Below are 24,012 nucleotides of genomic sequence, written 5' to 3' on the forward strand. Positions count from 1 at the left end.
GCGCTGTGGAATCGAACCAGTGCGATCATGGGAATAGTGACTCTTGTCCTGCTTTGCGGTGCCGGTCCTCGGCCGGCATCTGGCGAGTCGTTGTCGCCGGGCACCACTTACTTTCCGCTTGGCCCGCCGACCACCGTTCTGGTCCAGTCTGGTTGGGAGACCGATGCGCCGCATACGTTGAGCGTGGTCGAACCCGGCCGCGGCGGATACCGGTATTGGGGTTACTACGGTCTTCAGGAATGCGGCGGCATCGGCCGGGCATGGAGCAACGATCTCGTTACGTGGGTGAAGGATCCTGTTCCCCTGTTCCATGAGCACGGTGAACGATGGCCATTCGTTCTGCTGGTCGGCGACGAATTCCAAATGGTGCACACCATGAACTACTGTCACGACAGCTACATTGTGTCGCGGACGAGTCGCGATGGTCTGCGCTTCACCGATCCGGTCACGCTTGTTCCGCCGGAGAAGGGGTGGCGGAATCAGAATCCGACACTCTTCAAGGATCCGCGAAGCGGGCGCTACTACTTCTACTGGTATCGCGGCGATGACACCACCTACTGGGAGATCCGGGTGAAGTCGGCGAAGTCTGTCCGCGACCTCGTGAACAGTCCCTCGGAGGTACTGCTGTCCGCGAACTCCACGCTGGCCGCGCCGAACGTTCTCTATTATCGCGGTACGTACTATCTCGCCGTCGAAGTCCTTCGGGGAGGGGTCTGGGAGACCAACGTCCTGACCAGCATATTTCCTGACCGTGATTTCCGTGAGGTCAGTGGTAATCCGGTGCTCGGCGACGGCTCAGCGTGCCTTTTTCAACATATTTTCCAGGGTACGCTCCACGTGTACTACTGCAAGTTGACTGGTGATGTGTGGACCGTTGAGCACCGCGCGGCGGCCTTGCACGAGTGACGCGACCATGCTGTTGGGCGGAGCCGCTGACCTTCTAACGCCTGTCTCCGGAGATCGCGTCGTGGATCCAGTCGTTGAACGCGGGCAACGACAGGTTGGCGAACCATGTGTTGGCGCCACGGTGGTTACTGGACGTTCCAAGCAGGACGTACCGAAACTCGCCGTCCACAGTCATCTCGGTGAATGCCGGACCACCGCTGTCCTCAGGGCGGATGCCGGTGTCCCGGCTGGGAGCGTCGGCGCAGAACCACTGTCGTCCGGTTCTGGCACAAGTGTTCGTCGCCTTGAAATTCAGTTCACGGGCGCGGTAGACGGTCCCCTGCTGTTGTCTGGTCTTGCCATAGCCGGCGACCGTGATCTCGCTGCCGGGCCTGGTCGGGCTGGTGTCACCGGAAGCGACCACACTGATGGGCCTGACGAACACCGGGTGTTCGAGCGTGAGCAGGGCGATGTCCGCGTTGCGGGCATCGGCTATGCCACTGGGATGGCGCTCGGTCCGAATCACCCCGACCCTGAAACCGGAGAAGGGCGGGGGCAGCCCAAGGAAATGAGCAAACCACCCGCTCGGGGTGCCGGTCTCCTTGCCGACACAGTGCGCGGCGGTCAGTACGTGCCTGGCCGACACGAGTGAACCGGAACAGTAGCCCTCGGCCTCGTTACCGACCTTCACCAGCCAGGGGTACCTGCCCGGTGACACCTCGGCGCCTCCCGTGATCGCCGAGGCGCTGCCTGCCGGCAACACGACAACGGCAAGTATGCAGCTCAGCACCACACCAAAATATTTCATGCCGCCCTTCACAATCGTTGCGTCCAGCATGATCAATGTCTTCAGCTACAAGGATTCGCGGCCGGCCTGCGTAACGACCGCAGCTCTGTCCGAAATGGACTAACTTCTGCCCTGGAGCGGCGGCGCGATTGAGGAGCGCCACCCTTCCAGCAATCCTCGTACACCGTAGGGCGGTCACGGCGCTCTAGGAGAGAGCCTTTGAGTTGGCCACTCGGATCCCCTGTACGACCGGAGTCGCGCCACCTGTCCGGCTTGAGGTCGCCTGGCCGCCTCGCATCCAACTATCCGTCCAAACGGGGTCAATCCCGGAAAACTATCCGAAAAGGACTGTAGTCGGAAGTGCTCCTGTTGCGGATACATCCGCTATGGCCGTTGGGAAGGACGGGATCGGCTTGGGCTGCTGTACGTACGAAATTCGTATGACCCGGGATCAGCCGGCGGCGCATGCTGGATACCCGGTGAACAGGGCGGACTCCGTTCGCCGGCCCTGTTCACCGGGTTGCTTTCGAGTCGGCACCGAGTCGCGGTGCAACCGCCATGCGGCCATGCTCGCCCGGCACGTCCGCACGATCTGGCGGCTGGCCAGCGTGGTCGGAACCTCACCGCAGCTCGGGCACGACATCGATACCGTCCCGTTGACCTCGTCGATCGCGATCAACTGCGCGCACTCGCACCGGCGGCACCAGCGGTGCCCGGTCACCGGGATGGCGTGCAGTGGCGAGCTGACGCACTGGTGAATCCACCTGCGGTGCACCGGGCACGAGAGCCGTTCATGAGGAGACAGCCGTCCGAGTTCCTCGTCGCGATCCTCGCGGCCGAGCACAGCGTCCAACGGTTCCGCAGCCCTGCGAATGCTGGTGACCGACATCGTGATCGCCTCGCTTCGAGTAGACCCTCACTGGCTTTCACCAGTATGGATTCGGCAAGGCCTCGGGCCACCGGGAGAACTACCTGATTGGGTACTGGTCTGTGCGCGTTTCCGGACAGCGGCTGAGGGCTTCGGACTCAGCCGGGCAACGGGGTTGCCCAGTTCAGTGCTCGTCGTAGTGGTCTCCATGAGCGGCGTGCCGGTGGCCGTCGTGCACATAGTCAACGTGATCACCGTGCGGCACCGCAACGTGGCCGCAATTCTCACCGTGCTTGTGGTCGTGCCCGTCGTGCGAGGCATATTCGGTCATCTCACACTCGTCGTAGTGACCCGCGTGGACCCGGTGCAAGTGGCCGTCATGCACGTAATCCACGTGACTGTCGTGCGGGATGGCAACGTGGCCACAGCCTTCACCGTGCACGTGGTAGTGGCCGACGTGCTCGATGTGAGCGATTGTCAGAGATGCCAGCATTCCACGGTCCCTAGTCATGATTCGCCCTTTCCGAAATCGCAAAGTCCACCCGAACGCTTATCCGACGATGGGATGTTTGCCCTGTTGTGTACGTCACTTTTTCCTTGTGTCGGACATCCCGCAAGAGCATATTCGGGTGATCGTTCGGCGTATTCTTGCCAATGTCGCATTCTGGCCTCGCTGAGCGCTTGTATCGCCGACTTTCGCGCTGGTTTTGGCCAATAGTGGCCAATGGTCAAAACTCGCCAACCCGCCGGGTGGTTTTCTTTTGTTCACGTTCGGACCACGGATTGGACGTGAATGATGGATAAAAATGTTCCTCTCTCGTGGTGCATCATTCTTGGCCGGATATCTCCGTCTGGCGTGTGCCGCCCACGCGGCCGTGGAAGGGCGAACAACGTGTACCTGTCCAACATCGGCCGAGAGGACTGCGGCACGGTGTCCCGGCGTAAGCCCGGCGCGATCGGTTCGAACGTCGTCGCACTGGGGACCGTCAGTCTGGTCACCGACATCTCCGCCGAGATGGTCACCGCGATCCTGCCGATCTACCTCGTGCTCGGCCTGCATCTGAGCCCCGCGGTCTATGGGCTGGTCGACGGCCTTTACACCGGAGCGACCGCGCTGCTGCGGATAGTCGGCGGTTACCTCGCTGACCGGGTGCGCAAGCGTAAGACCGTCGCGGGCATCGGCTACGCGCTCTCCGCGGCCGCGAAGCTGGGCCTGGTCGCGGCCGGCGCGTCGGCGACCGCGATCGGCGCCGCGATCACCATCGACCGGACCGGCAAAGGGCTGCGGACGGCACCGCGTGACGCACTGATCACCCTGTCCGTGCCGGAATCCATGCTCGGCCGAGCCTTCGGGGTGCACCGCGCGATGGACAGCGCGGGCGCGTTCGCCGGTCCGCTGGTCGCGCTCGGGGTACTCGCTGTGGTCGGCTCGTCCGCGAGTGCCGGCGCGTTCAACGCCGTGTTCGTCACCAGCTTCTGCATCGCCGCGATCGGCGTGCTACTGCTCGTGCTGTTCGTCCGCGACCACCAGGCCCCACGCCCAGCCGTTGGAAGGGTGTCACCACGCGCGGTTCTTACCCTCTTGCGCGACGCCGGGGTGCGCCGACTGTTCCTTGCCGCCTGCGTACTCGGGATGGTGGCCATCGGCGATGGATTCGTGTACTTGTTGTTGCAGCGTAAGGAAGAAATCGCGCCCGGATGGTTTCCGCTGCTCGCCGTCGGCGTCAACTTCGCCTACCTGCTGCTGGCCGCGCCACTCGGCGCGCTGGCCGACCGGTTCGGCCGGCTTCGGGTGGTGCTCTGCGGATATGGCGCCTTGGCCGTGGTCTATCTGCAGCTTGCCGGGCCGGTTTCGGGGTGGCCGCTGCTCGTGATCACGCTCGGGTTGTACGGCGCCTTCTACGCCGCCACCGACGGAGTGCTGATGGCGCTCGCGGGCCCGATTCTGCCGGAGGCGTTGCGCACCACCGGGATCGCGCTCATCCAAACCGGACAAGCGCTCGCCTGCTTCGTCTCTTCCGTCCTCTTCGGACTGGCCTGGAGCGCCTGGGGCGCGGGCATGGCGACCGGACTGGCTGTGGGCGCTGCGGTGTTCGCGATCGTCATCACCCTGGTGCTCCTGGTCCCGCGCCCGGCTACGAAGGAGGATCAGCTGTGAACACCCGCATCCGAATCCTGATCGCGATCGTCGGTGTCGTGGCGCTCGCCACGGTTGCCGTCGTCTACATAGGACTAGCCGCCGCGCGCAACCGGGACGCGACCGCTGTCGGCACTGCCGGCGCGGTGACTCTCACCCGCGGCCCGAGGCTGCTCGTCCGGAGCACCGCGGACGGGGACCGCGGACATCTGGTCACCGTTTCCGCGACTGATCCTGGCGGCCCACGCGCGGTGTCGCCGGTGTCCTGCACCCGGGTTCACGCCGCCGGCGGCACCGGACTCTGTCTGCGCCAGGACAGCGACCTCACGACCTACCTCGTCGTCCTCGACGAGCAGCTCAAGCAGAAGCGGGAAATCCCGCTGTTCGGCCTACCCAGCCGAGCCAGGGTTTCGCCAAGTGGCCGGATGGTCACATGGACCGTGTTCGTCACCGGAGATTCCTACAGCGGAGGTAGGTTCTTCTCCACCCGCACCGGCATCCTGGACACGACGACCGGCGAGGTCACGCGCACGTTGGAGGACTACGCGGTGACTGTGAACGGTGAGCCTTATCCGGTGGCGGACGTGAATTTCTGGGGTGTCACCTTCACGAAGGACGACAACCGGTTCTTCGCGACCATGTCGACCGGTGGCCACCGGTATCTCGTCGACGGTGATTTCGCGGCGCGCACCGTCCGTACGGTGCGGGAGAACGTCGAGTGCCCGTCGCTCTCCCCGGACGGTACGCGCCTGGCGTTCAAGTCCGCAGTAGACGGTGATCCGGCGAAGGGATGGCGGCTGTCAGTGCTTGACCTGTCCACCGCTGCCGTGGCACCACTCGCGGAAACGCGCAATGTCGACGACCAGGCCGTGTGGATCGACGATCGCACCGTCGCCTACGCGATTCCCCGAGGTATTGACCATTCCGACGTCTGGTCGGTACCCGCGGACGGCTCCGGAACGCCACGCCTGCTTGTCCCTGATGGGGAATCCCCAGCGATGCTGGGGTGATTCTGGCCGCGATGATGGGGTGCATCTGCACCGGGACGATCTGATGGCTGGCCACGCTCCACCGGTACCCGGCGAACGTGCGATCCTTGTTGGCGTAGAAGACCATATGGCCGTAACCGGCGCCGGTTTCCTTTGTGCTCGCGGTGATCCGAGTGTCCCGGTAGGCACCACTTTGGCCGACGCTGCCGTGCGCCTCTTTGGTGGTGTCGATGACCTCCACTACGTACGACCTGACGCCGTCAAGGGCTGGGCCGGTTTGCTCAAGGCCTGTGACTCGGCGTACCAGCATGACGTGGCCGGTGGGGTCTTTCGACTCCGGATACTTGATCGCAATGAGGTCGCCCGGCCGCAGGTCGGTGACTTTCGTGATCTTCTTGAAGTGCGGGACCGGGTTGGCGTCATCCGCGATCGCGTCGTGGTAGTCGCGCGCGAACGGGCTGTAATTGCCGAAATGGGCTTTGAAAAAGCTGTCGGTGGCCCACTGTGAGTAGGTGTGCTTCAGCGTTTCGGTGACGAACGAGGCGCATCGCGAGACGTTCTTGTAGGTGGACGGCCGGCCAGGCTGTCCCCATCGCACGATGGTCTCCTGCTGTTCCTGCCGGTACCAGTTGTACTTTCTCGCCTGGGGCCAGCCGATGGCATTGAGGTGGTCGATCAACTCCTCGGCAGCCCGTTGGTGCGGGACCTGCTGGTCGATCGCGCTGCGGCGGTGCCCACCATCCGCGTTGGCGCATAACCTTTCCGCGCCCGTTCGTGGACAGATATCCGGTGACGAGACGACAGTCCGCTGGTGGCCGGTGACGCGAGTGCCGGCGTGCGAAACCGGATCGGTGGTGTCGGCCCTCAGGGCCGCGATACTGGTTGACGGGAGACTCATACCTAGTGTCGCGGCAAGCGCGACGGAGATCGTCTTCATTGTTCCTCCAACTTGGGCAACTGATCGACGATTCGGTGCAGAGGGGGAAGGAACCGACACTTAGCGGAAGCACGCGCCATGCGCGTGCTTCCGCACGTGGTTTCTCCGCCCTCGCCGAGATCGACCCCGGAGCCTCTTGATGTCGCTGAAGGTCAGCAGGGCTTCGCGGGTGCCGCCATGCCGGACTGGTCGGCCGGCTTGGGGCCGACTGCGTCGGTGACCGCATTGAGCGCCGCACACAGGCCGGATTTGGTCTTCTGCGGGAACATCTCCTGCAGCGCGTACCAGTAGAAGCCGCCGCCCAGGCCGTGGTCGGTGGCCAGCGCCGCGCGGGTGTACTGGTCGACCATGTAGGAGCGAGCCTTCTCGATGCCGGCGTTGCCCATACCGTCGTCGCCCATCGGCCACACGCGGTTCATGTCCGCACACCACTCGTACACCGGCGCTTTCCGGCGCGCGGCGCGTCCGCACCAGTAGCCCAGTTCGCCGACGCCGACATTCATTTTCTTGTTGAGTTTCTTGGACAGTTCCGACACTCGCTTGTCCAGAGTGGACATGACCCGATCGACGGAGACGCCCAACGGGGCGTTGTCGGTATAGATCGACAGCAGCACGACGTCGACGTCGGCCATCAGGTCACGTTTCACCCCGTCGCCGTCTGTCCATTGGAGATTGTCCGAGCCGGGGGCGATCCAGTTGAACGGCGAGTACGCCCAGGGCGTCTGCTGGGCAGTCGGGCCGCCCCGCAGGTCGGTGGACGGCCCCCACGCGCCAAGCTCCCAGAACAGCGTCAGGGTGACGGGCGTCGTCGGGCTGTCCTGCTTGACCGCCCGCGCCGCCGCGCCGGCCTTGACGTGAATGCGGTCACCCTGGGGCACCGGCTTACCGCAGCCGGGGTTGTCGACCCAGCAGCCGTTGACCTCGTTGCCGACCTCCCAAGCATCCATCCGCAGCCCCGGGTCGGCTGAACGCCCGTAGTGCTTGAGCAGGTTGCGTGTCCGCTTCAGGTACTGCGCGGTGGTCAGCTTGGCCGCGTCGGCCGAATCGAGGATCTCGCCCATCACCCGCAGGCCCGCCTTGTGGGCGTTCCTGATTGCTGTGTCATACCTGGCGAAGTCGACGGTCGTCCCATTCTCGTACTCGAAAACGATCCGTACCCAGCCGTAGCCTGACTGCTTGCCCAGCGGGGTGGTGGCCTTGACGATGCGAGGCCAGACGTTGTCGTAGAACGGCACCGACTCCGACTCGACGATGGTGGTACCCAGCCACGGTCGCGCGTCCTGGCCAGGTGGCGCCGCAACCATCCGCTGCTGGGCGACGCGTGGCCCGTAGTCGGCTATGAAGGCGTCATACGCGCTATGCAGGGCATTGAGTGCGCGTTCGCCGTGTCGTCCCTGTGTGGGCGGGGACGAGGAATTGCCTACCTTGCCGAGCTCGCTCGTGGCCCGGGTCAACGCGTTGGTGTACGCCTCCGGCGGCCGGTAGCCGGGGACGGCGGCCACCCGTGCCCGCAGCTGGTCCTCGATGTCCTTGGCCGCCTGGTAGTTGAAGACCACCGGTTTGTCCGGCGCCTGGGCGTATCCCTTGCCGCCGTTGTCCATGATCACGTAGGAATAGCCTTTACCGGTCGGCCAGGCCAGCGCCAGCGCCGGTCCCTTGCCCGACCGCAGTTTCCGCGCGGTGAACGTCAGCCGGAAGTGACCGGCGCCGTCATCGGTCACCCGCACCTGGCCTGCCTTGCCGGGGATCGCCTCCAAAGTGTCCGGGTCGAGAAGTACTTCGCTCCAGCGCTCGTCATCCGGGTTCTTTTCCGAGCTGTGGTGGATCACCTTGAGCCCGTCGCCGACGCTCAGCCGTACCGGCGCCCCCGTTTTGTCGAGTGCGTAGAAGTCCACCAGCACCTGGTTGTTGCCGGCCTGCGCATCTCCTGCCGTCAGCGCGACTGTCGTCATCGCTGTTGTCAGGATGGTCATCAGTTTCCGTCTCATGGACATCTGCTTCATGGCCTCCGCTCCTGTCGGTGCCCCGCGGGGATCTGCCCTGGGACAAGGAAACGGTTGCATGTGGATCATGAACGGATGATGAAGGACGACAAGTGACCCCGAGGATGGCCGAACTGCGGTGATACTGGGGGAGTGCGACTACTAGTGGTCGAAGACGACGCGGCGTTGGCCGCTGTCCTGCTTCGGGGGCTGCGTGACGAAAAACACGCGGTCGATCACGTCAGTACGTTGACGGTGGCGGAGGAAGCGTGTTCTGCCACGGACTACGCGCTCGTGGTGCTGGATTTGGGCCTGCCGGACGGGGACGGGCTCGCGTTGTGCCGGCAGCTCAAAACCGAGGGCCGTACCCGGGTACTCGTGCTGACCGCCCGAGACGGGTTGACCGACAAGGTGCGCGGGCTGGATGCCGGAGCGGACGACTATCTCACGAAGCCCTTTGACTTTCCGGAATTCGCGGCGCGGGTCCGGGCGTTGCTGCGGCGCCCGGTCACCTTGGGCGACACCAGCATCGAGGCCGGAGAGATACGCATGGACATGGCGGCTCACCAGGTGTGGCGTTCGGGCGTCCTCGTTCCGTTGACCCCCAAGGAGTTCACCCTTCTGCGATACCTGATGGTCCGGTTGGGGCAGGTAGTGACCCGCGCCGAGTTGCTCGAACAGGTGTGGGACATGAACTACGACGGATTGTCCAATGTCGTAGATGTGCACGTGGCGAGTTTGCGCCGCAAGCTCGATCTCTCGACCTCACATGTACGGTTGGAAACGGTGCGTCGAGTCGGTTATCACTTGTACGTTGGTCGTACGTCCGATACCGGGAGTTGACAGTGCACCTGCGACGGCTGCGGACCCGCCTCACACTGACCACAGCGTTGCTCGTTGTGTTCGTGCTTGGTGGCGCGGGAGTTTGCGTCGCGGCCGGCGATCTCGGCGGGACAGATGTGATGGTCAGCCATCCGTGGTGGGCCATCGTCGCCGTCGCCGGCGTCGCCGCCACGCTGGTGCTGGCTGTCTGGTTGATCACCGGCAGGATGATGCGACCTGTGACGCTCAGTCAGCGTGTCCAGCGGGACTTCCTGGCCGACGCGGCGCACGAGCTGCGTACGCCCCTTGCGGTCATTCAGGCGTCAGCGAGCCATGCCCTGTCCAGGCCGAGGGACGCCGCGGACTACGTGTCCGCGCTCACCGAGGTCCGCGCGGCTGCCGAGCGGGCCAGCACTGGCGTCCTGTTACTACTCGACCTCAGCCGGATCGAGACTGGATCAGTCGAGCTGGTCCGCGCTCCACTGCGGTTGGATCTGCTCGCTGAGGAGGTCGTCGCCTCGGCTGTCGCCGGCGGCGCTCCGGTCGAGCTGCTCTCCGCCACCCCTGCCGTGGTCGACGCGGACTACGCGTTGCTTCGCCATGCGATGGACAACGTGCTGCGCAACGCTGTCGATCGTGCCGATCACGTCAGAGTGACCGTGACCACAAAGGATGGAGAGGTTGTGATCACGGTCACCGACGACGGACCGGGGTTCCACCCGAATCTGCTGCCGCACATCTTCCGTCGCTTCACCAGAGGCGACGCCCGCGGCCACGGCATCGGCCTGGCTCTCGTGCGGTCAGTCCTCGTCCTGCACGGTGGACGGGTCGAGGCCGCCAACCGGCCGGAGGGCGGGGCCGACGTTCGCCTTGTGCTTCCGCTGAGTGACGGAGCCTCTTAGTCTGTCCAGTTAGATCAGTCGCCCACATGGATCAGTGACACTGTCCCGTCCCGGAGTCGGTGAACGGCGTTTCGGGGGCCGCCACGAAAGCCCAGTCATAGCTGTCCGGGCGCAGGGTGAGCTTGAGGACACCGAAGATTTTGTCCTTGCGTACCAGACTGTTCGGCATGACCTTGGCGAATCCGGTGTAGAACGCGCCACCCGTGCCGACCACGATCTCGCGGATCCCGCGGGCGTCGTCCGGTACCCCGGATGGGGTTTGCGGCGCGAACCGTTCATAGCTGTGGGAATGCCCGGCCAGCAGGAGATCCACACCGCCCGCGTACATGGTGTCCACCAGTGGTGCCACGTCCGCGCTGGCGAAGCTGTTGGAACTCCACCGTGGCCGGTGTTGCAGTACCGCGGTGCACTTGGCCGGATGCGCCGCGAGGTCGGCGGCCAGCCATTGCTGCTGCGGTGACCCGACGGCGCATCCCGTGCCGCCGCTGATCTTCGTGCACTCGGAGTTCAGCACCACCACGTGCCACTTGCCCACGTCGAAGCTGTACCAGCCTTCGCAGTCCTTGGCACACCCTGGCTGTCGTGGGGTCGCGGCGTTGCCGAAGAAGGTGAAGTACCCACTGCCACCGTGCGTGACGTATTCGTGGTTGCCGATCGCCGGGCGCGTGATCGGTTTCAGCCGGCCCCACGACGGGGCATAGCCGGCGTTGAAGTCGGCGAGCGAACCGCCGTGGTACTGGGCGTCACCGAGCATGAACACGGAGGCCGGGGCGATCCCGAGGACGAGGTCCGACGTGGTCTTCATGCGGCAGTGTCCCGGCGTGCCGAGACCGTTGCTGAAGTTCGGATCGGACGGCGAGCACGCGATGTCGCCTGCTGCGACGACCACAGGATCGCGCGGCGGCGGGGGATCGGCCAAAACGTGTGGTGGGGCCGTGACTGTCGTGAGGCCGAGCACGACAAGGACACCGCACAGGGCCGCGATGCGGGATTTAGTGGTCATTGTGCTCTCCGTGCAGGAGCTGATCCAGGGTGTCCTGCGCCTCGGCGCGCAGCGTCGTTCCGTCGTCGATCTGGCGCCGCATCTGTGGGAAGTCCCCCGCCAGGCATGCCTGTGCGGCCTGGGTGAACTGCATGATGCCTACGTTGGCGGCTGTGTCGAGGTGTGGGTGCGGTGCACGCCCGCCGTGCAGCAACTGCTGCGACACACGAGCCAGCTTCTGGCATATCGAGGTCGTCCGGGCGGACGGTGCGGCCAGCTGCCGTGCCTCGACGAGCGTGTTGTTGAGCTTGATCTGGAGCGCCTCGCGGCCGCTGAGCCATTGCTGGATGGTGAGATTCTCGGCGGGCGGTGCCGCTGTCGCCTGCGGCGGCGCGCCCGATGTCATCCAGAGACCGCCGCTCAGCAGCACGCCGGCGATGGCTAACGCTGCCATGTCTGTGTGCTTGCTTCTTGTCAAACCGGGACCTCCAGCGTCCTGCGTATGAAACTCGTTGGCGGAGTGGGCGAACGTCTCGAGAGCCGAGCGTTCGATCGGCCAGAGAGTTTGTCGCAGATCAAGATGGACATCGAGGTGAACGGGAACCTACTGGTCGATTCCTGGAGACGAACGCCGGGTGTCTTGATCGTGTCAGGACCGCCGCCGGGACCAAACACAGCAACGGCCTACCAGCCGAGGTTCATCTTCCTTTCATATTCCGGAGGTTTCAATGGCAACACGAGGCTCGTGAACCGCCATGAACGGGAACGGTGAGTGAGATGCCCCACCACCACACCATCGACGAGTTGACCCGCCAGTTCGGTGCCTACCTGGCCGGGGTGCAGGACCGGCTGCTCGAGCGCTACAAGGACATTCCAGCCGACCGGATCCGGCAGTACACCAAGGCCGAAGCGGAGCGTTTCGCTGACATGCCAGTCCAGGCCTTCGTGCCGATCCTCGTCGAAAGAGCTGTACGCAATCGTCTGGAACATGAGGGCGTTTCCCAGTAGACACAGCGAAGGTCACCTTCACAAGGGAAGGCGACCTTCGCCGAGGCTGGGGTTTGCCGGCGGCACGCTCCCGCCGGTGAACCGCTGCACCCAGTACCGGGTCCGGTCCAGATACGCGGTCTCCGCGGCGGCGCCGGTCTGCCCATAGGCGCCTTGGAACGTCAGATATCCCTGGCCCACGGGCGGATTCGAGCGTGCCGGCTCGATGATGGATCCCTCGTGCCACTCGTTGAACGAGGTGACCGAGACCCACGTCGGCGCCCCACCGGTCGCCGGATTCAACGCATTGCTCCACTGCTTGTCGTACGTCGCACCGTTGTCACGGTTGAGCGTGGGAGTGGTGTTACCGGGCACTGCCCGGTCGTCGATGTAGCCAGGCGCGACAGAAGGCGCCCACACCAGGCCGTTGGCCTTGCAGAAGCCGGAAGCGTTCTTCCAGCCGGGTGCGGTCGCGCCCGCGATGCCGTCGTAGGTGTACATCCCGCCGAAGTGCGCGACCTTACTGGTGTCAGTGGTCTGGGCCAGCACGATGCTCGTCGGCTTGACCTGTTCGATGGCGGTCCAGTCGGTGATCCGCAGGCTTTCGAAGACGTAGAAGGCGCCACGGTTGCCGTGGGCGGCGTCGCGGTGGAACGCCGGACTGCCGCCATATCGGTAGTTGATGTAGTTGATGTCGGCGACCGTGGAGTCGGCGGTCCGGCCGGAGTACGGCTCGAGATGCCAGGCCACCTTGATGCCGTGTCGTGCCGCGGCGGCCAGCAGCGCGGGCACCGCATTGTCCTCATAGGACCCTTGGCCCCACCAGCTGGTCACGATCGTGCCCGCGCCGGACCGCTGGACCCAGCGCATGTGCTGGTCGATCATGGTTGTATCGGCCGAGTCGTACGCGCCGAGCACCGGGTAGAAGTCCGCGCCGATGTCCTTGGGCGGCGTGCGACCGCCTTGCTGCCAATGCCGATAGCTCCCGTTCACCGACGGGCTGCCGTACCACGGGTAGTAGAAGAGATGAACGTCGGCCGCTACCGCCTGCACCACCACACCCGAGGCCACCGGCACGGAGACCCAACCAAAAGTGAGCAGCAGGACCAGCAGACCGGCCACGCTTCGCAGCATTCGCATGTCCGCCCTCAATCCTCTGCCGCCGTTGCCAGATGGTGATGATGGTAAGTCAACGTCTGTGTCAGGGCCGATGGTGAGGGTGCTGTGGCCGAGGTTGAGATGGTCGCGGTGGAGCCCGGCGACAGCCGGCGCGATTGCCCGAGGCCCCGCCGACTTGTCGCTCGTGACTTGGGTGACGTGGCCATGACCCACACCTGTCCACTGTGGAGTGTGGAACGCCGGTTCGTCCGTGACCACGTGATCCGGCCCGGACTCACCGCTGCCAGTATTGGCCCAATCATGACAACGGCGATTCTGCGCCACACGTAGCCCTTCACCCGCCCATCCGGGAGTGTCAGGCTGTCGACGTGGTATCCATTGCGCGCTGTCATCCACACTGGACAGAGTGCTGGCCGCTTCCCCTCGGCGCGGCTTTGGCGGGACGATCGACGGGATGATGAGTCGTTTCGCACGCGTTGGCGGTTGGTTTTGCGTCGGAGTGCTTGTCGTGGGCACGGTGGTCTCCAGCTCAGCTCCGAGTGTCGGCAACACCGTGACGCTGAAGTTCTACGATGCCCAAGGCTCGGGCACCGAACTGTTCGCCGACGAGGTGAGGTCGGTGATGCACGGCACCGGCGAACACGACAGCGACACCCTGCTCGATCCGGCCACCATGCAGAATCTCGCGACGCAGCCGTTGTACGAGGAGGGCATGCCGAGACGGTGGCAGTTCGACATCCCCGGCCGTCCGGTCGCCTTCGCGGTCAACTGGCCGACCCAACGGGGTTTCTCGTTCGTGGTCCTCGACGATGGCGGCGCCGGTTTCCGTGCGGGAGGCACGGTCGTGTTCAACTACCAGGCGGCGGTCGATGCCATGCGACGGCTGGACGCGGCGCTGGACGCCCGGCCGGACTACCCCCGCTCGGGTGACTGGGCCGCCGCGTACGCGGCGGCCGAATCGAACCTGAGCAGCGCCCGGCACGCGCGCACCGACAGCGACCGCGGCAAGTACGGCCAGCTCGCGCTCGACTCGATCCACCTGGCCCTGGACACGCTGCTGGCGGAGTACGGGCCCCAGTACGCCAGGAGCCACCGCACCGACCCGCAGATCGGCCTGACCGTGGACACGATCGGCACGCCTGAGGAGTGGTCGACGCTCGCGCGGCGTATCAGCGGGTCATACGGCTGGGTCCGCATCGTGTTCGACCCGGGGGTAGACGGCGAGAACGACCGCGGGCACCCTGATCCCGAGGTCTATCGGCAGGCAGTCGAAACGGCCCGCGCCGCCGGGTTGAAGATCCTCGGCCAGCCGGTGGACTCCCACTTCGCGAACCGGTACACCACCGAGGAGTATCTGACCCGGGTAAGGGCGTATGTGACCGCCTTCCCATGGATAGACGCCTGGGAGGTCGGCAACGAGGTGAACGGCTGCTGGCTCGATCGCAAGACCGACGAGCAGGGCACATGCACCGAGCAACAGGTCCCCCACGAGGACCGCATCATCACCAAGGTCGATCAGGCAGCGCTGTACGTACGCCGGCAGCGGCCGGATGCCATGGTGGTGCTCACCCTGTACTGGCAGATCGGCACCGACAGCCCGGAGTGGTCGACCTTCAACTGGGCCAGGGCGAATCTGACCCCGCAGATCCGGCGGAACATCGACACAGTGCTGCTGTCGACCTGGGTGGAGGACGCTCCCTTGGGCCTGGCCTTCGACCAGGTGATGACAACGCTGCTCGACGAGTTCGCCGGCAAGAAGGTCGGCCTGGGCGAGCTCGGCTACTGGGCGGCGGACACCTCGAAGCTGTACTGGGCCTTCGATCCCCACGACGTTGCCAGGGCCCGGCGAGCGCTGGCCGCGTACTACTACCGGGCCGCATTGGGCTACCAGCGCAGCGTCGGCGGCGGGTACTGGTGGTACTTCGTCGACGAGATGCCAGCCGATCCGGGACTCCAGTACGCCGTGCACCAGATAACCGGCCAGCTGACCAACTAGCGGTTACGGTAGTGCGCTCTGCAAGAAGTCGCGACGGTGAAAACGAGCCATCGTGATCAATTCCCCCTGGCTGACCGGAAAGCGGCCGAGTCTGTGACCGGCTCGGCATTCGGTTGTCTGCCGGTTGCTCACCTGCCGAGAATGTTCCGGCACGTGGCCATAAGCCGGCCTTCGGCGCTTTCCGGTGTCGCCGGGGACGTTCCGACCGGCTGTGAGGAAGCCAGCGGAACCGGCCAGCCGTAGGCCATCAAACTCGTGTAGAAGCCGGTGAACGTCGGGTCGTCGACCCAGCCGGACTCGTAGTGCATGCGCGCGTCGCCCGAATGCCAGAGCACGTCGTCCGCCGGGATGTAGCAAGGGATCTCGTCGGCGTAGGCCATGACCCACAGCCGCACGCCGCTGTCCTGCACCAATCTGTGCAGGCCGACGTGGTAGCCGGAGAGCACTTCACCGCCGAGAGCCAGGATGCCGAAATCGGTGCCGAACTTCCAGTACTGCACGGGCAGCGACACCACCGTCGGCGATGTCACGTCGGCCAGTTCGGCTTGCATCACCTCGCAGAACCGGGCCACAGGCAGATCGCCTCTGGCTTCCGCGGCCGCCTTTTCCTGCCCGTATCTGTTGTTCACGCCGGCGCGGGTCGCACAGTCGGCCAGGTTGACTGCCAGCGGGAGCTGAACTCTCCGGAAAACGGTCCTGACAGGCCCGGACACCGGGGAGAGCCCAGAGTTGATCTTCGTGAGCGCGGCGTTGCCGATTCGGGTGCCGATCTCCACGACGGCCGCGTCGCCGTCGTTGCGGTACGGGTTTTGGTCACCCGCGCAGCCGGTGAAGAACATGACCGGGCACTCCAGGGAGTTCTCCAGGACCTGGGTGGCGACGCCCGGGTAATCGGTGTCGTACACCGGTTGTTCACCCCAGGAGACGGGGTGACAGGCAAAGCCCAGGAGTGCGAGCTCGGGCGTGTTCGTGCGGTCTCGATACGCGACCAGAGTCTGCACGTCGTCGAGCACCCATGACAGCCCAGTCCGATTGACGGAGATTCCGCGTTCCTCACCGACGCCGTACTTCAGGATCACGCCGACGCCTGGCTCCGCCGCGGTACGGTCGATCAGCTTGATCAGCTCGTTGATCAGCCACTCCCCGTAGGCGTTGATCCGTTCGAGCTGCCGTCCGGTCAGGCCGAACAGGCTGTACGGGTCCGGTTCCCGTGGCAGCGCCGGCCCGGAATGGGTATGACTGGAGACCAGCAGGAACGACGCCTCATCGGTCTTGCGCATGCTCACCACGTGATCGCGGAGCCTGCGATAGATGAACGACGGCACGCTCACCACATCGACTCGCACCATGATCAGCGGGTTGCCGGAGTCTGGCTGCAGCACGGCACAGTCGGCGTGTAGCGACCTATTCACGACATAGTGCCGGTTGCCACGCGGTTTCCAGCCGTAGCCGGACATCCAAGGGTTCTGCCCATTCGCCGCGGTGGGGGTGATGTCGACCCGCTTGTGCGCGACTGTGAACTCAGCCAATGTGATGCTCCCGCCTGAGTGGCGTTGTTCGTCGGGAGCCGGTGGCCGCCAGACGCTCATGTATGCCATGTGCAGTGGCGGTCGTGTCGGATCTCGGTACCAGTTTAGCCGCGACGGGTGATGTGGCTGGTGGTGTGTTCGACGACGAGACCTGCCTGTGCGGCCAGTTGGCCGTAGACGTCGGCGGCGACCCACCAGCCGTGCAGCTCAGTGGCCGTCTGTCCGGCGTAAGCAATGGGCGCATCGGTGCCGGGTGGCGACACTGTGCCCAGTGGTTGCGTGCTGTTGAGGTGGGGGCCTTGACGGAAATGTCGCCAGAACTCGGCGTCGTCGGTGAGGTCGAGGCGGATGATGGGTGTGCCGTCGGGGATCTCGAAGTCGGGTTGTTGCAAGAATTCCTGCAATGTGGCCGGACTGCTGATGTTCCGCAACTCGTCGGCGTGAGCGCCGTCGAGCAGGGCGGCAACCGCAGTGACATGGTCGGCCCGGCCGGCCTGGATCAGGTGGACGCGATAGCGCCGAGAGGCGGGTTCCGACGCCATGGTCACTCCTGCCTCTCGTGGATTTCTGTGTCACACAGCGGGGTTCCAGCCCGGGTACGTGGCGAGCGGCTCGCAGCGAATCGACGACATCTCGGCGGCACTGAGCCCTCGCTGCACAAGCTCAGGCGGGGCATTGCCGGCACGGCGGTCTCACCCCGGGCCAGCCGCAGGTGCTCGTGGCTGGGCATCAGCAGGTGCACCGGGCAGGCGCCGGATCCGAACACGCCGGAGTCCATCCTCCACGCGAGGTTCCCGGATCCGTCGACCTCGTGCGGCGCGGCCTGGTCTGGCAAGGCTTGGAAACGGCCGGTTGACCGGGGCCAGCCGTCGTGACCTGCCGGAGTCGCCGGGCTGGATGAGTCCAAGCCGTGCCGATATCAGCTTGTTTATCACGTCAGATTTCGGCAAGAGGCCAATTACTCGGCTACTGCCCGTGGCTCCTCGAAGGTTATGCGGGGATGAGGAATCCGCCCTTTCGAAGGCCAGGTAAATGGCCCCTTTGCCGCCGGCTGGCCACTCGCCAGTCTGGGCACCCTGCGTTATCAACAAAGGAGGACGATGAAACCCACGCCTTACCTGGCCATCGCCGGCCTGGTCGGCACGCTCATGCTGCCGACATCCGCCATCGCCCACGCAGCCTCTCCGACGCGGGCGATACCAGCCCATTCGTCGTTCGCACCGTCACACGCGGACTCCGGCACCGACGCGGTGGCTGCCATATCGGAACAGGATCGGATGTTCCTCATGACGGTGCATCAGGGCAACCTCGCAGAGATCAAGGCGGGACGGCTGGCATTGCAGAAGGGGCGGTGTGAGGTGGTCAACCGGATTGCCCACGTGTTCATTGAGGACCACTCCCGAATAGACAACGATGTCCAGTCTCTGGCGGACAAGTTCGATGTACGACTGCCGGATGCCCCAGATGCGCAAGCGCGAAAGCAGCTTGCCGAACTGGCGGCGCTGTCCGGGCGCGAGTTCGATGCCGCCTGGCTGCGGATGCGGGCTGCCGGGGTTCGCGAAGCGATCAAACTGGGCAGGCAGCAACTGCGGCACGGACGCTCGCCGGAAGTGAAGGCGCTGGCGGCCGCGGCCGTTCCGGTCGTCATGCGCCACCTGAAACTGCTCAACGAGGCCGAGCGCCACTGCTGACCACTCGCCGGCCGCACCACTGACGACAGTTTGTCCAAAGTGGATACGGTGGTCTGTTCGGCCGCAGCGGTCAACGGTGCGATTCGTGGACCGCGATGGCGTTTGTCGCAGAAATCATGATCCAGCGGGACGGTTCGGTTTCCGTGACTGTGGCTCGTTCCCGCAAGCATTCTGAGTTACACGCAGCCATCGAGCGTGCGCGTTCGCATGCTCGGTGGCTGCGGTTCATCTGAACTCCAGTCGGCGGATACCCCTGGCGTTCACGCCGGGGAGGACGCTCGCGACTTACTGTAGCCGGGGGACAGCCGCCTCTACCTGGACAACCCCTTCTGATCGGGTCTTCACGACCCGGAAAGAACTTCCGAAAGCGACCCCACTAAGACCGGGTGTGGCGGCGCCGGATCGACAGGATGAGCAGGATGCTGAGCAGCAGAACCGCGCCACCGGCCACGACCAGCCCGAACGGGAATCCGCGTGGATCGCCCGCGTCGCTGGAATCCTCCGCAAGAGGGCTGAGAGTGGGCGTCGGCGTGCGTGTGATGTCCCGAAGCACGGCCAGATAACGGTCGCCGTGCGTGACGCTGGGTTCGATATGGGAGTTCTCGCTGAACTCGTTCCAGCTGATCAGACCGACAGCGTCCGGAGACGACTTGATCGCGGCCGCGTACTGGCGTCGCAGCGTCTCGCCGTCCTGCCGGTCGACCACGCGCTTGCCGGCGATGACCCGTGCGTCGAATCCTGGTGCGAACGGTGCGATCCACAGTCCCTTGTTCCGATGTACGGTCGCGCTCATGGCTGCGAGCTTGGTTTCCGCGCTTCTGTCGCGCTGAGGATCGACGGAGGACCAGTAGTACGCGTCACCGTCCACTGCGGAGGCAATGCGTTCGTAGCCTTCAGGGCTTTTCTCCGAGCCGAGGACCAGCAGCCGGTCGCGCACAGGCCCGGTGGCGCGGGCGATGTCCTCGACTGAGAATTTCCAAGTCCCCGACCAGATTACGAGCGGCTTGCCGAACACGGCGAACACCGGGTCGGCCGCGTAGCGCTCCTCGAACCGCAGCAGGTCGGCGGCCACCCGGTCGGTAGGCAGGGGGTTACGATCGAAGTCCAGCGCCTGGTAGATGATCGAGAGCGTGAAGTCCTCCGTCCGGGCCACACCCACCAGCATCGCCAGTCTGCGATCCAGGGCGGGAGTGGACTTCCAGCTGACGATGAACCCGGTGATACCGGCGCTCTTGGCAGCCCGGATGTGCTGACGCATCACGCCGGTGTCGTCGCTGGAATAGCGGCCCAGGCTTGGATAGTCGGTTTTCGCTCGATCCCACGACGTCTTGTCGTACCAGATGTAGTAGTACGCCAGCACCGGAGGTCCGGCAAGCAGGCCGGTTGCCGCCGGGTGGGGCGGCAGGACCGACAGCAGGGCGGCGGACAGCAGGGCGGACAGTCGTATCACGCGACCGTCCTCGATCGCTTGCGCAGCCGCCGCCTGCCCACCACGAGCCGCCTGCCCACCACGATGAGCACAGTCAGCATCGCCAGTGCGGCGCCCGTCAGTGTCACCACGTCCACATAGGTCACTACGGGAAGCTCGACATACTGGCTGCGGGACAACGCGATCTCCCGGGCCTGTGAGTAGCCGGACCCGGAGGCCTTGACCTGGTAGTCGCCCCGGGCGAGGTTCTCCAGTTCCGCGTCACCGTCGAGGCCGGCGGTCAACCGCTCGGCGCGACCGTCCGGATAGGTCAGTTCGATCGCGCTGGCGAGCGGGTCGCCGAAAAGCCAGTCGCGGACCTGGAAACGCACCGACCGCAACAGCACGACGAACTTTGCGTCGGCCGTCCGGTTGGGCATCAGCCGCTGTTCACCGGCATTGACTACGTTCGTGCCGTCGATTACGACACTCTGCAAGTAGTACGTCACCTCTTTGCCGACTGCGGAACCGGCTTCCAGCACCGGCCGCACGGCGGTCAGCCTGACCGGTCGGCCACCCTCCAGGGTCAAGTGCTGACCGGAGTCGCTGCGGATGGTCAGCGAGGTGATCCGATCCGGTGCGACCGGGTTGCGGGCCTGGTCGACGAAGTCGTAGCGAACGATCCGGGTGGACTGGAACGCGGCCTGGATCCGTGTGTTGCGCCCGATTACGAGGTTGGGCAGGGACGGGGTGAATCCCGGGTGGGCGTCACCGCGCCCGACCCAACGGACGAAGTCGGCGGATCCGCCGGGTATGTCCAGGTGCGGCGTGAGCAGTTGAAGCTGGTGCTTGTCCCGGCTGCGCCGCACAGTCGCGCGCGCCACACCTTTGTCGTCGGTCACCAGTGGCTTGCCGTCCAATGTGAACTTGGCGGACGGCAATGGCGGCACGGTGACCACTTCGAGAACGTTCTGCGCCGGCGGTCGCGCCGCCGAGACCGTCGAGGGGGAGCCGACGATGGCGATGGCCGCGAGCGCCATGACTCCAATCCATCCGACCGCCCTCATTGGATACGCTCCTCGACGGGACGTCGCCTGTGTGTGAGCCATCGGCGGACGGGTGTGCCCCCGAAGCAACTCAGCAGTGCGAGCGCCACAGCGCCGCCGTAGCTGAGGTAGACGATCATCGCCGGGTGGACCGTCGGCGGTGCGGCGGCGCGATCTGTGTCCAGCAGTTCCGGCGGCCTTGGCGGCGAGGCGAAGTCGAACGCCCCGGTGATTCCCGCCGAGCGGGCGTCCCGTTCGCCCAGCGGCGCCACGCGCCAGTTGTCCTCGATGAACTTGAGCACCGCGGTGTGATCCAGTTGCGTGTGCTCGATGTGCCCGCGCCGGGAGTAGGCGCTGACCAGCAGGGCCGGCACCCGGAAGCCGAGGCCGTAATTGTCCACTTTGGGCGGTGGGACGTGGTCGTACCAGCCGCCCCAGCCGTCGTAGGTCCACATGAACGCCGAACTCGACCAATGGCGGCTCTTCGCCAGCCCGGCGGTCATCTTGCGGACGAGGGTCTGGCCGGCCTGCACCCGGCTCGGCGGATTCTCACTCGACCCTGACGACACGACGTAGGCCACCGCGGGCAGCGTGCCGTTGCGAAGGTCCGTGTAGTACTGGGTCAGGTCGACGATCTTGCCGAACAGCGTGGGATCGTCGAGGAATCGGGCGTAGTTCAGCAACGGCACTCTGGTCGTCTGCCCGGCAAGGGGACCGTTGCCCGGGGTGCGGTAGGTGATCTTCGGGTCGTAGTTCTCCACGTAGAACTTCCACGGCACACCGGCCTTTTCGAGCCGGTCGAAGATCGTCGGGATGTCGCCGTAGCCGCCTTGTGGTACGCGTTCGCTGCTGTCCGGCGTAGGCACGCCGGCGACCCAGTAGAAGTGGTTGCGGCGGCTGCCGGTGGTCGCGGAGCTGAAGAACCGGTCGAACAGGGTGTACCTCTCGGCGACGTTCCAGTAGTAGGGCAGGTCATTCGCGTCGTAGTAGCCCATCGCCTTGGCGCCGTCGAGGCCCTTTTCCCGGTATGCAGAGACGAAACCGTCCATCCTTCCGTCCGCGTACTGGGCGCGCTGGGTGGCCGGGTTGTGATCAAGGTGATCCGGCGACTGATTGCCCAGCCGGAACGGACGGACGCAGCCGTTCGAGCTGGAGTTGTCCTTGCTCAGCCGCATACAGGTGCCGGCGGGAATGCCGTCCGCGCCGGGGTAGGTACCGAAGTAGTTGTCGAAGGAGTGGTTGGACTGCATGAGCACCACGAAGTGCTTGATCGGCGTGCGGGTCGCGCGTGCCGGCCCGGCGGCGGCCGGCCAGGCCGCCAGCGTGGCCAGAATGACAAGCACGGCCAGTACCCTTGCGAGACGACGAGTGGTCAAGGTCGCACCTCATAGACGATGATCACGGGTTTCGGTGTGGTCCGGCCGTCAGCCCCGGCGACTTCGATCGTTTCGGTGTGGATAGCGACACCGTCGTACTTGTGCACGTAGCGCATCAACCGCTCGCCGAAGAACGGCGCACGGGCGGCCGAGAACGCGTCCCACACCACGTACTGCAGGTCGCCGTCGCGCAGTGCCCGGTCAGGGTTGTCAACCGGCTCATAGGATGGATTGCGGGACAACGGGTTGGGGCTCACGGACAACGCGAAGGCCTTACGGTGCCCGTAGAATCGCACCAGGTTGGCCATCGACGGGCCGACCGTGATCAACCGGCTGCCCTCGGGCAGGTTGGCCGCGATCCATCTCCCGGCCTCCCGGCCTGCAGGCACTCCGCCGGAGCCGGCCAGAAACGTAGTGCTCGGTGCCGGATTCACGGCCAGCCAGGCCGGCACCGCCAGGCTTGCGCCGACAGCGAGGATCGCGGCTGCCCGGACCCGCTGGGCCACCGCGGGACGGCGAGCCGACAGCCATGGCACGGCCACATGTACTCCTGCTCGTGCCGCCAGCACTGTCACGACGGGCGTGATCGGCAAGAGGTACTGGTATCCCTTTACCGGCCACAGGTGGAAGAACACGAGCGGTACGACTATCCAGCAGACCAACAGCCATTCGCGCCATGTGCTTTGCCCGCGCAGCAGCCAGAGGCCGCCGGCGGCGAGTACGATCAAGGCCGGCCCGATCGCCGGAGGCACGGTTTCGGCATAGAACGAGATCCCATGGTTGGCACGCCGGAACAGCTGCCATACCAGGTAGTTCTGCCCGGTGCTGGTCCAGCCGGACAGGCTGAGCGACAGCGGATACGCGACGACGACTGCGGCCAGGATGACGAGCGCGACCAGCAGGTCACGCAGCCGGATGCGGAACTCCCGGCGGAGCACGAAGAACACGAACAGCGCGGCCACCAGGATGGCGGCGCTCTCCTTGGTCAGCAGGGTGAGCCCCATGACGGCGGCAGCGCAGTAGAGCCACCGCGGGGTCCGCTCGGCGCAGAACCGCGCTGTGCAGTACAAGACGACTGCTGCGAAGAAGGTCTCCGGTCCGTCGAGCAGCACCTGGCGGGTGACCACCACGTGGTAGGGCATGACTGCCAGGAAGAACGCCGCCGTCAACCCGACCTTCCGGCCGTAAAGCAGCTTGCCGAGCAGGTACACAGTGACCACTGTGGACAGGCCGAAGGCGACGGACAGCAATCGGGTGCCAGTGTCGCTCACAGAGGCGGGGAACCCGAACGACAACATTGCCTGGAACAGCAACGGATGCGCCCGGAAGACCGGGAACAGCCCGGCCAGCGCGGGATCACCGGCCAGCGCGGCGGCCTGTCCGGCGTAGACGGCCTCGTCGCTGTTGAAGCCGACCTCGCCCAGTGCCCACACGCGCACGAAGCCACCGGCTCCCACGATGAGCGCCATTGCCAGCACTGTGCCGCCACGCGGGTGTACCCACGCCGGCCGTCGATATCGCGGACCAGTGGCGGCACAGGCCGCCATGTCCGGCGTCGCCGGTGCACCC

23 protein-coding genes are annotated in these 24,012 nt (G+C 65.3%); 9 read left to right on the forward strand and 14 right to left on the reverse strand.

Going from position 1 to position 24,012, the window contains the following annotated elements:
• Positions 1 to 36: 36 nt before the first annotated feature.
• On the forward strand, positions 37 to 906 hold the full coding sequence (locus tag JOF56_RS19110; protein ID WP_209639911.1) for a glycoside hydrolase family protein: 870 nt from the start codon (positions 37 to 39) through the stop codon (positions 904 to 906).
• Between the two features lie 34 nt (positions 907 to 940).
• On the opposite strand, the gene JOF56_RS19115 is transcribed toward JOF56_RS19110, so the two are convergent.
• From JOF56_RS19115 to JOF56_RS19125, 3 genes are all read right to left on the reverse strand, one after another.
• Complete coding sequence (locus JOF56_RS19115) at positions 941 to 1,693, reverse strand: S1 family peptidase (protein ID WP_209639914.1); 753 nt, start codon at positions 1,691 to 1,693, stop codon at positions 941 to 943.
• 430 nt (positions 1,694 to 2,123) lie between these two features.
• Positions 2,124 to 2,561 (reverse strand): hypothetical protein, encoded by a 438-nt coding sequence (locus tag JOF56_RS19120; protein WP_209639917.1) that lies wholly within the window; start codon positions 2,559 to 2,561, stop codon positions 2,124 to 2,126.
• Positions 2,562 to 2,724: 163 nt separating this feature from the next.
• On the reverse strand, positions 2,725 to 3,051 hold the full coding sequence (locus JOF56_RS19125) for a hypothetical protein (RefSeq protein WP_372448036.1): 327 nt from the start codon (positions 3,049 to 3,051) through the stop codon (positions 2,725 to 2,727).
• 381 nt (positions 3,052 to 3,432) lie between these two features.
• On the opposite strand from JOF56_RS19125, the gene JOF56_RS19130 reads away from it, so the two are divergent.
• Genes JOF56_RS19130 through JOF56_RS19140 form a run of 3 tightly spaced genes read left to right on the forward strand, consistent with a single transcriptional unit; the run spans position 3,433 to position 6,174 of the window.
• Complete coding sequence (locus JOF56_RS19130) at positions 3,433 to 4,698, forward strand: MFS transporter (protein WP_372448037.1); 1,266 nt, start codon at positions 3,433 to 3,435, stop codon at positions 4,696 to 4,698.
• Positions 4,695 to 5,687 carry a TolB family protein gene (locus JOF56_RS19135; protein WP_209639923.1) on the forward strand — a complete coding sequence of 331 codons (993 nt, stop codon included), beginning with the start codon at positions 4,695 to 4,697 and terminating at the stop codon, positions 5,685 to 5,687. The genes JOF56_RS19130 and JOF56_RS19135 overlap by 4 nt, the downstream gene beginning before the upstream one ends.
• 19 nt (positions 5,688 to 5,706) lie before the next feature.
• Positions 5,707 to 6,174 (forward strand): hypothetical protein, encoded by a 468-nt coding sequence (locus tag JOF56_RS19140; protein ID WP_209639926.1) that lies wholly within the window; start codon positions 5,707 to 5,709, stop codon positions 6,172 to 6,174.
• Between the two features lie 581 nt (positions 6,175 to 6,755).
• Here JOF56_RS19140 and JOF56_RS19145 read toward each other — a convergent pair.
• Positions 6,756 to 8,591 (reverse strand): hypothetical protein, encoded by a 1,836-nt coding sequence (locus tag JOF56_RS19145; RefSeq protein WP_209639929.1) that lies wholly within the window; start codon positions 8,589 to 8,591, stop codon positions 6,756 to 6,758.
• A 147-nt stretch (positions 8,592 to 8,738) separates the two neighbouring features.
• Here JOF56_RS19145 and JOF56_RS60170 point away from each other — a divergent pair, with 147 nt between their 5' ends.
• Positions 8,739 to 9,428 carry a winged helix-turn-helix domain-containing protein gene (locus tag JOF56_RS60170; protein ID WP_209639932.1) on the forward strand — a complete coding sequence of 230 codons (690 nt, stop codon included), beginning with the start codon at positions 8,739 to 8,741 and terminating at the stop codon, positions 9,426 to 9,428.
• A 2-nt stretch (positions 9,429 to 9,430) separates the two neighbouring features.
• A complete protein-coding gene (locus tag JOF56_RS19155; protein ID WP_209639935.1) occupies positions 9,431 to 10,309 on the forward strand; it encodes a sensor histidine kinase in 879 nt (292 codons plus the stop codon).
• Between the two features lie 31 nt (positions 10,310 to 10,340).
• On the opposite strand, the gene JOF56_RS19160 is transcribed toward JOF56_RS19155, so the two are convergent.
• Together JOF56_RS19160 and JOF56_RS19165 are read right to left on the reverse strand one after the other, a co-directional pair.
• Positions 10,341 to 11,312, reverse strand: a complete 972-nt coding sequence (locus tag JOF56_RS19160; protein ID WP_209639938.1) for a metallophosphoesterase family protein — start codon at positions 11,310 to 11,312, stop codon at positions 10,341 to 10,343.
• Complete coding sequence (locus JOF56_RS19165; RefSeq protein WP_209639941.1) at positions 11,302 to 11,745, reverse strand: hypothetical protein; 444 nt, start codon at positions 11,743 to 11,745, stop codon at positions 11,302 to 11,304. Before JOF56_RS19165 ends, JOF56_RS19160 begins: the two co-directional genes overlap by 11 nt.
• A gap of 323 nt (positions 11,746 to 12,068) precedes the next feature.
• On the opposite strand from JOF56_RS19165, the gene JOF56_RS19170 reads away from it, so the two are divergent.
• Entirely contained in the window at positions 12,069 to 12,299 is a 231-nt protein-coding gene (locus tag JOF56_RS19170) for a three-helix bundle dimerization domain-containing protein (RefSeq protein ID WP_372448384.1), read from the forward strand.
• 18 nt (positions 12,300 to 12,317) lie between these two features.
• On the opposite strand, the gene JOF56_RS19175 is transcribed toward JOF56_RS19170, so the two are convergent.
• Complete coding sequence (locus JOF56_RS19175) at positions 12,318 to 13,418, reverse strand: glycoside hydrolase family 99 protein (protein ID WP_245378308.1); 1,101 nt, start codon at positions 13,416 to 13,418, stop codon at positions 12,318 to 12,320.
• A 487-nt stretch (positions 13,419 to 13,905) separates the two neighbouring features.
• On the opposite strand from JOF56_RS19175, the gene JOF56_RS19180 reads away from it, so the two are divergent.
• Entirely contained in the window at positions 13,906 to 15,393 is a 1,488-nt protein-coding gene (locus JOF56_RS19180) for a hypothetical protein (protein WP_209639946.1), read from the forward strand.
• Between the two features lie 128 nt (positions 15,394 to 15,521).
• On the opposite strand, the gene JOF56_RS19185 is transcribed toward JOF56_RS19180, so the two are convergent.
• The 3 genes from JOF56_RS19185 to JOF56_RS19195 all read right to left on the reverse strand — a co-directional run bounded on the left by JOF56_RS19185 (position 15,522) and on the right by JOF56_RS19195 (position 18,183).
• On the reverse strand, positions 15,522 to 16,922 hold the full coding sequence (locus JOF56_RS19185; RefSeq protein ID WP_209639948.1) for a hypothetical protein: 1,401 nt from the start codon (positions 16,920 to 16,922) through the stop codon (positions 15,522 to 15,524).
• Between the two features lie 104 nt (positions 16,923 to 17,026).
• Positions 17,027 to 17,464 (reverse strand): hypothetical protein, encoded by a 438-nt coding sequence (locus JOF56_RS19190; RefSeq protein WP_209639951.1) that lies wholly within the window; start codon positions 17,462 to 17,464, stop codon positions 17,027 to 17,029.
• A gap of 572 nt (positions 17,465 to 18,036) precedes the next feature.
• Entirely contained in the window at positions 18,037 to 18,183 is a 147-nt protein-coding gene (locus JOF56_RS19195; RefSeq protein WP_209639954.1) for a hypothetical protein, read from the reverse strand.
• 25 nt (positions 18,184 to 18,208) lie between these two features.
• Here JOF56_RS19195 and JOF56_RS19200 point away from each other — a divergent pair, with 25 nt between their 5' ends.
• The gene (locus JOF56_RS19200; RefSeq protein ID WP_209639957.1) at positions 18,209 to 18,613 is read left to right on the forward strand and encodes a DUF4142 domain-containing protein; all 405 of its coding nucleotides are present in this window, start codon (positions 18,209 to 18,211) and stop codon (positions 18,611 to 18,613) included.
• Between the two features lie 376 nt (positions 18,614 to 18,989).
• On the opposite strand, the gene JOF56_RS19205 is transcribed toward JOF56_RS19200, so the two are convergent.
• From JOF56_RS19205 to JOF56_RS19220, 4 genes are read right to left on the reverse strand one after another with little or no spacing between them, the layout of a single operon-like run.
• Complete coding sequence (locus JOF56_RS19205; protein ID WP_209639959.1) at positions 18,990 to 20,063, reverse strand: endo-1,3-alpha-glucanase family glycosylhydrolase; 1,074 nt, start codon at positions 20,061 to 20,063, stop codon at positions 18,990 to 18,992.
• A complete protein-coding gene (locus JOF56_RS19210) occupies positions 20,060 to 21,088 on the reverse strand; it encodes a hypothetical protein (RefSeq protein WP_209639962.1) in 1,029 nt (342 codons plus the stop codon). The genes JOF56_RS19205 and JOF56_RS19210 overlap by 4 nt, the downstream gene beginning before the upstream one ends.
• Complete coding sequence (locus JOF56_RS19215) at positions 21,085 to 22,443, reverse strand: alkaline phosphatase family protein (RefSeq protein ID WP_209639964.1); 1,359 nt, start codon at positions 22,441 to 22,443, stop codon at positions 21,085 to 21,087. Before JOF56_RS19215 ends, JOF56_RS19210 begins: the two co-directional genes overlap by 4 nt.
• Entirely contained in the window at positions 22,440 to 23,912 is a 1,473-nt protein-coding gene (locus JOF56_RS19220) for an ArnT family glycosyltransferase (protein ID WP_209639967.1), read from the reverse strand. The genes JOF56_RS19215 and JOF56_RS19220 overlap by 4 nt, the downstream gene beginning before the upstream one ends.
• Between the last annotated feature and the right edge of the window lie 100 nt (positions 23,913 to 24,012).

The organism is Kibdelosporangium banguiense (genome assembly GCF_017876405.1).
In the GTDB taxonomy this organism is placed as follows: domain Bacteria; phylum Actinomycetota; class Actinomycetes; order Mycobacteriales; family Pseudonocardiaceae; genus Kibdelosporangium; species Kibdelosporangium banguiense.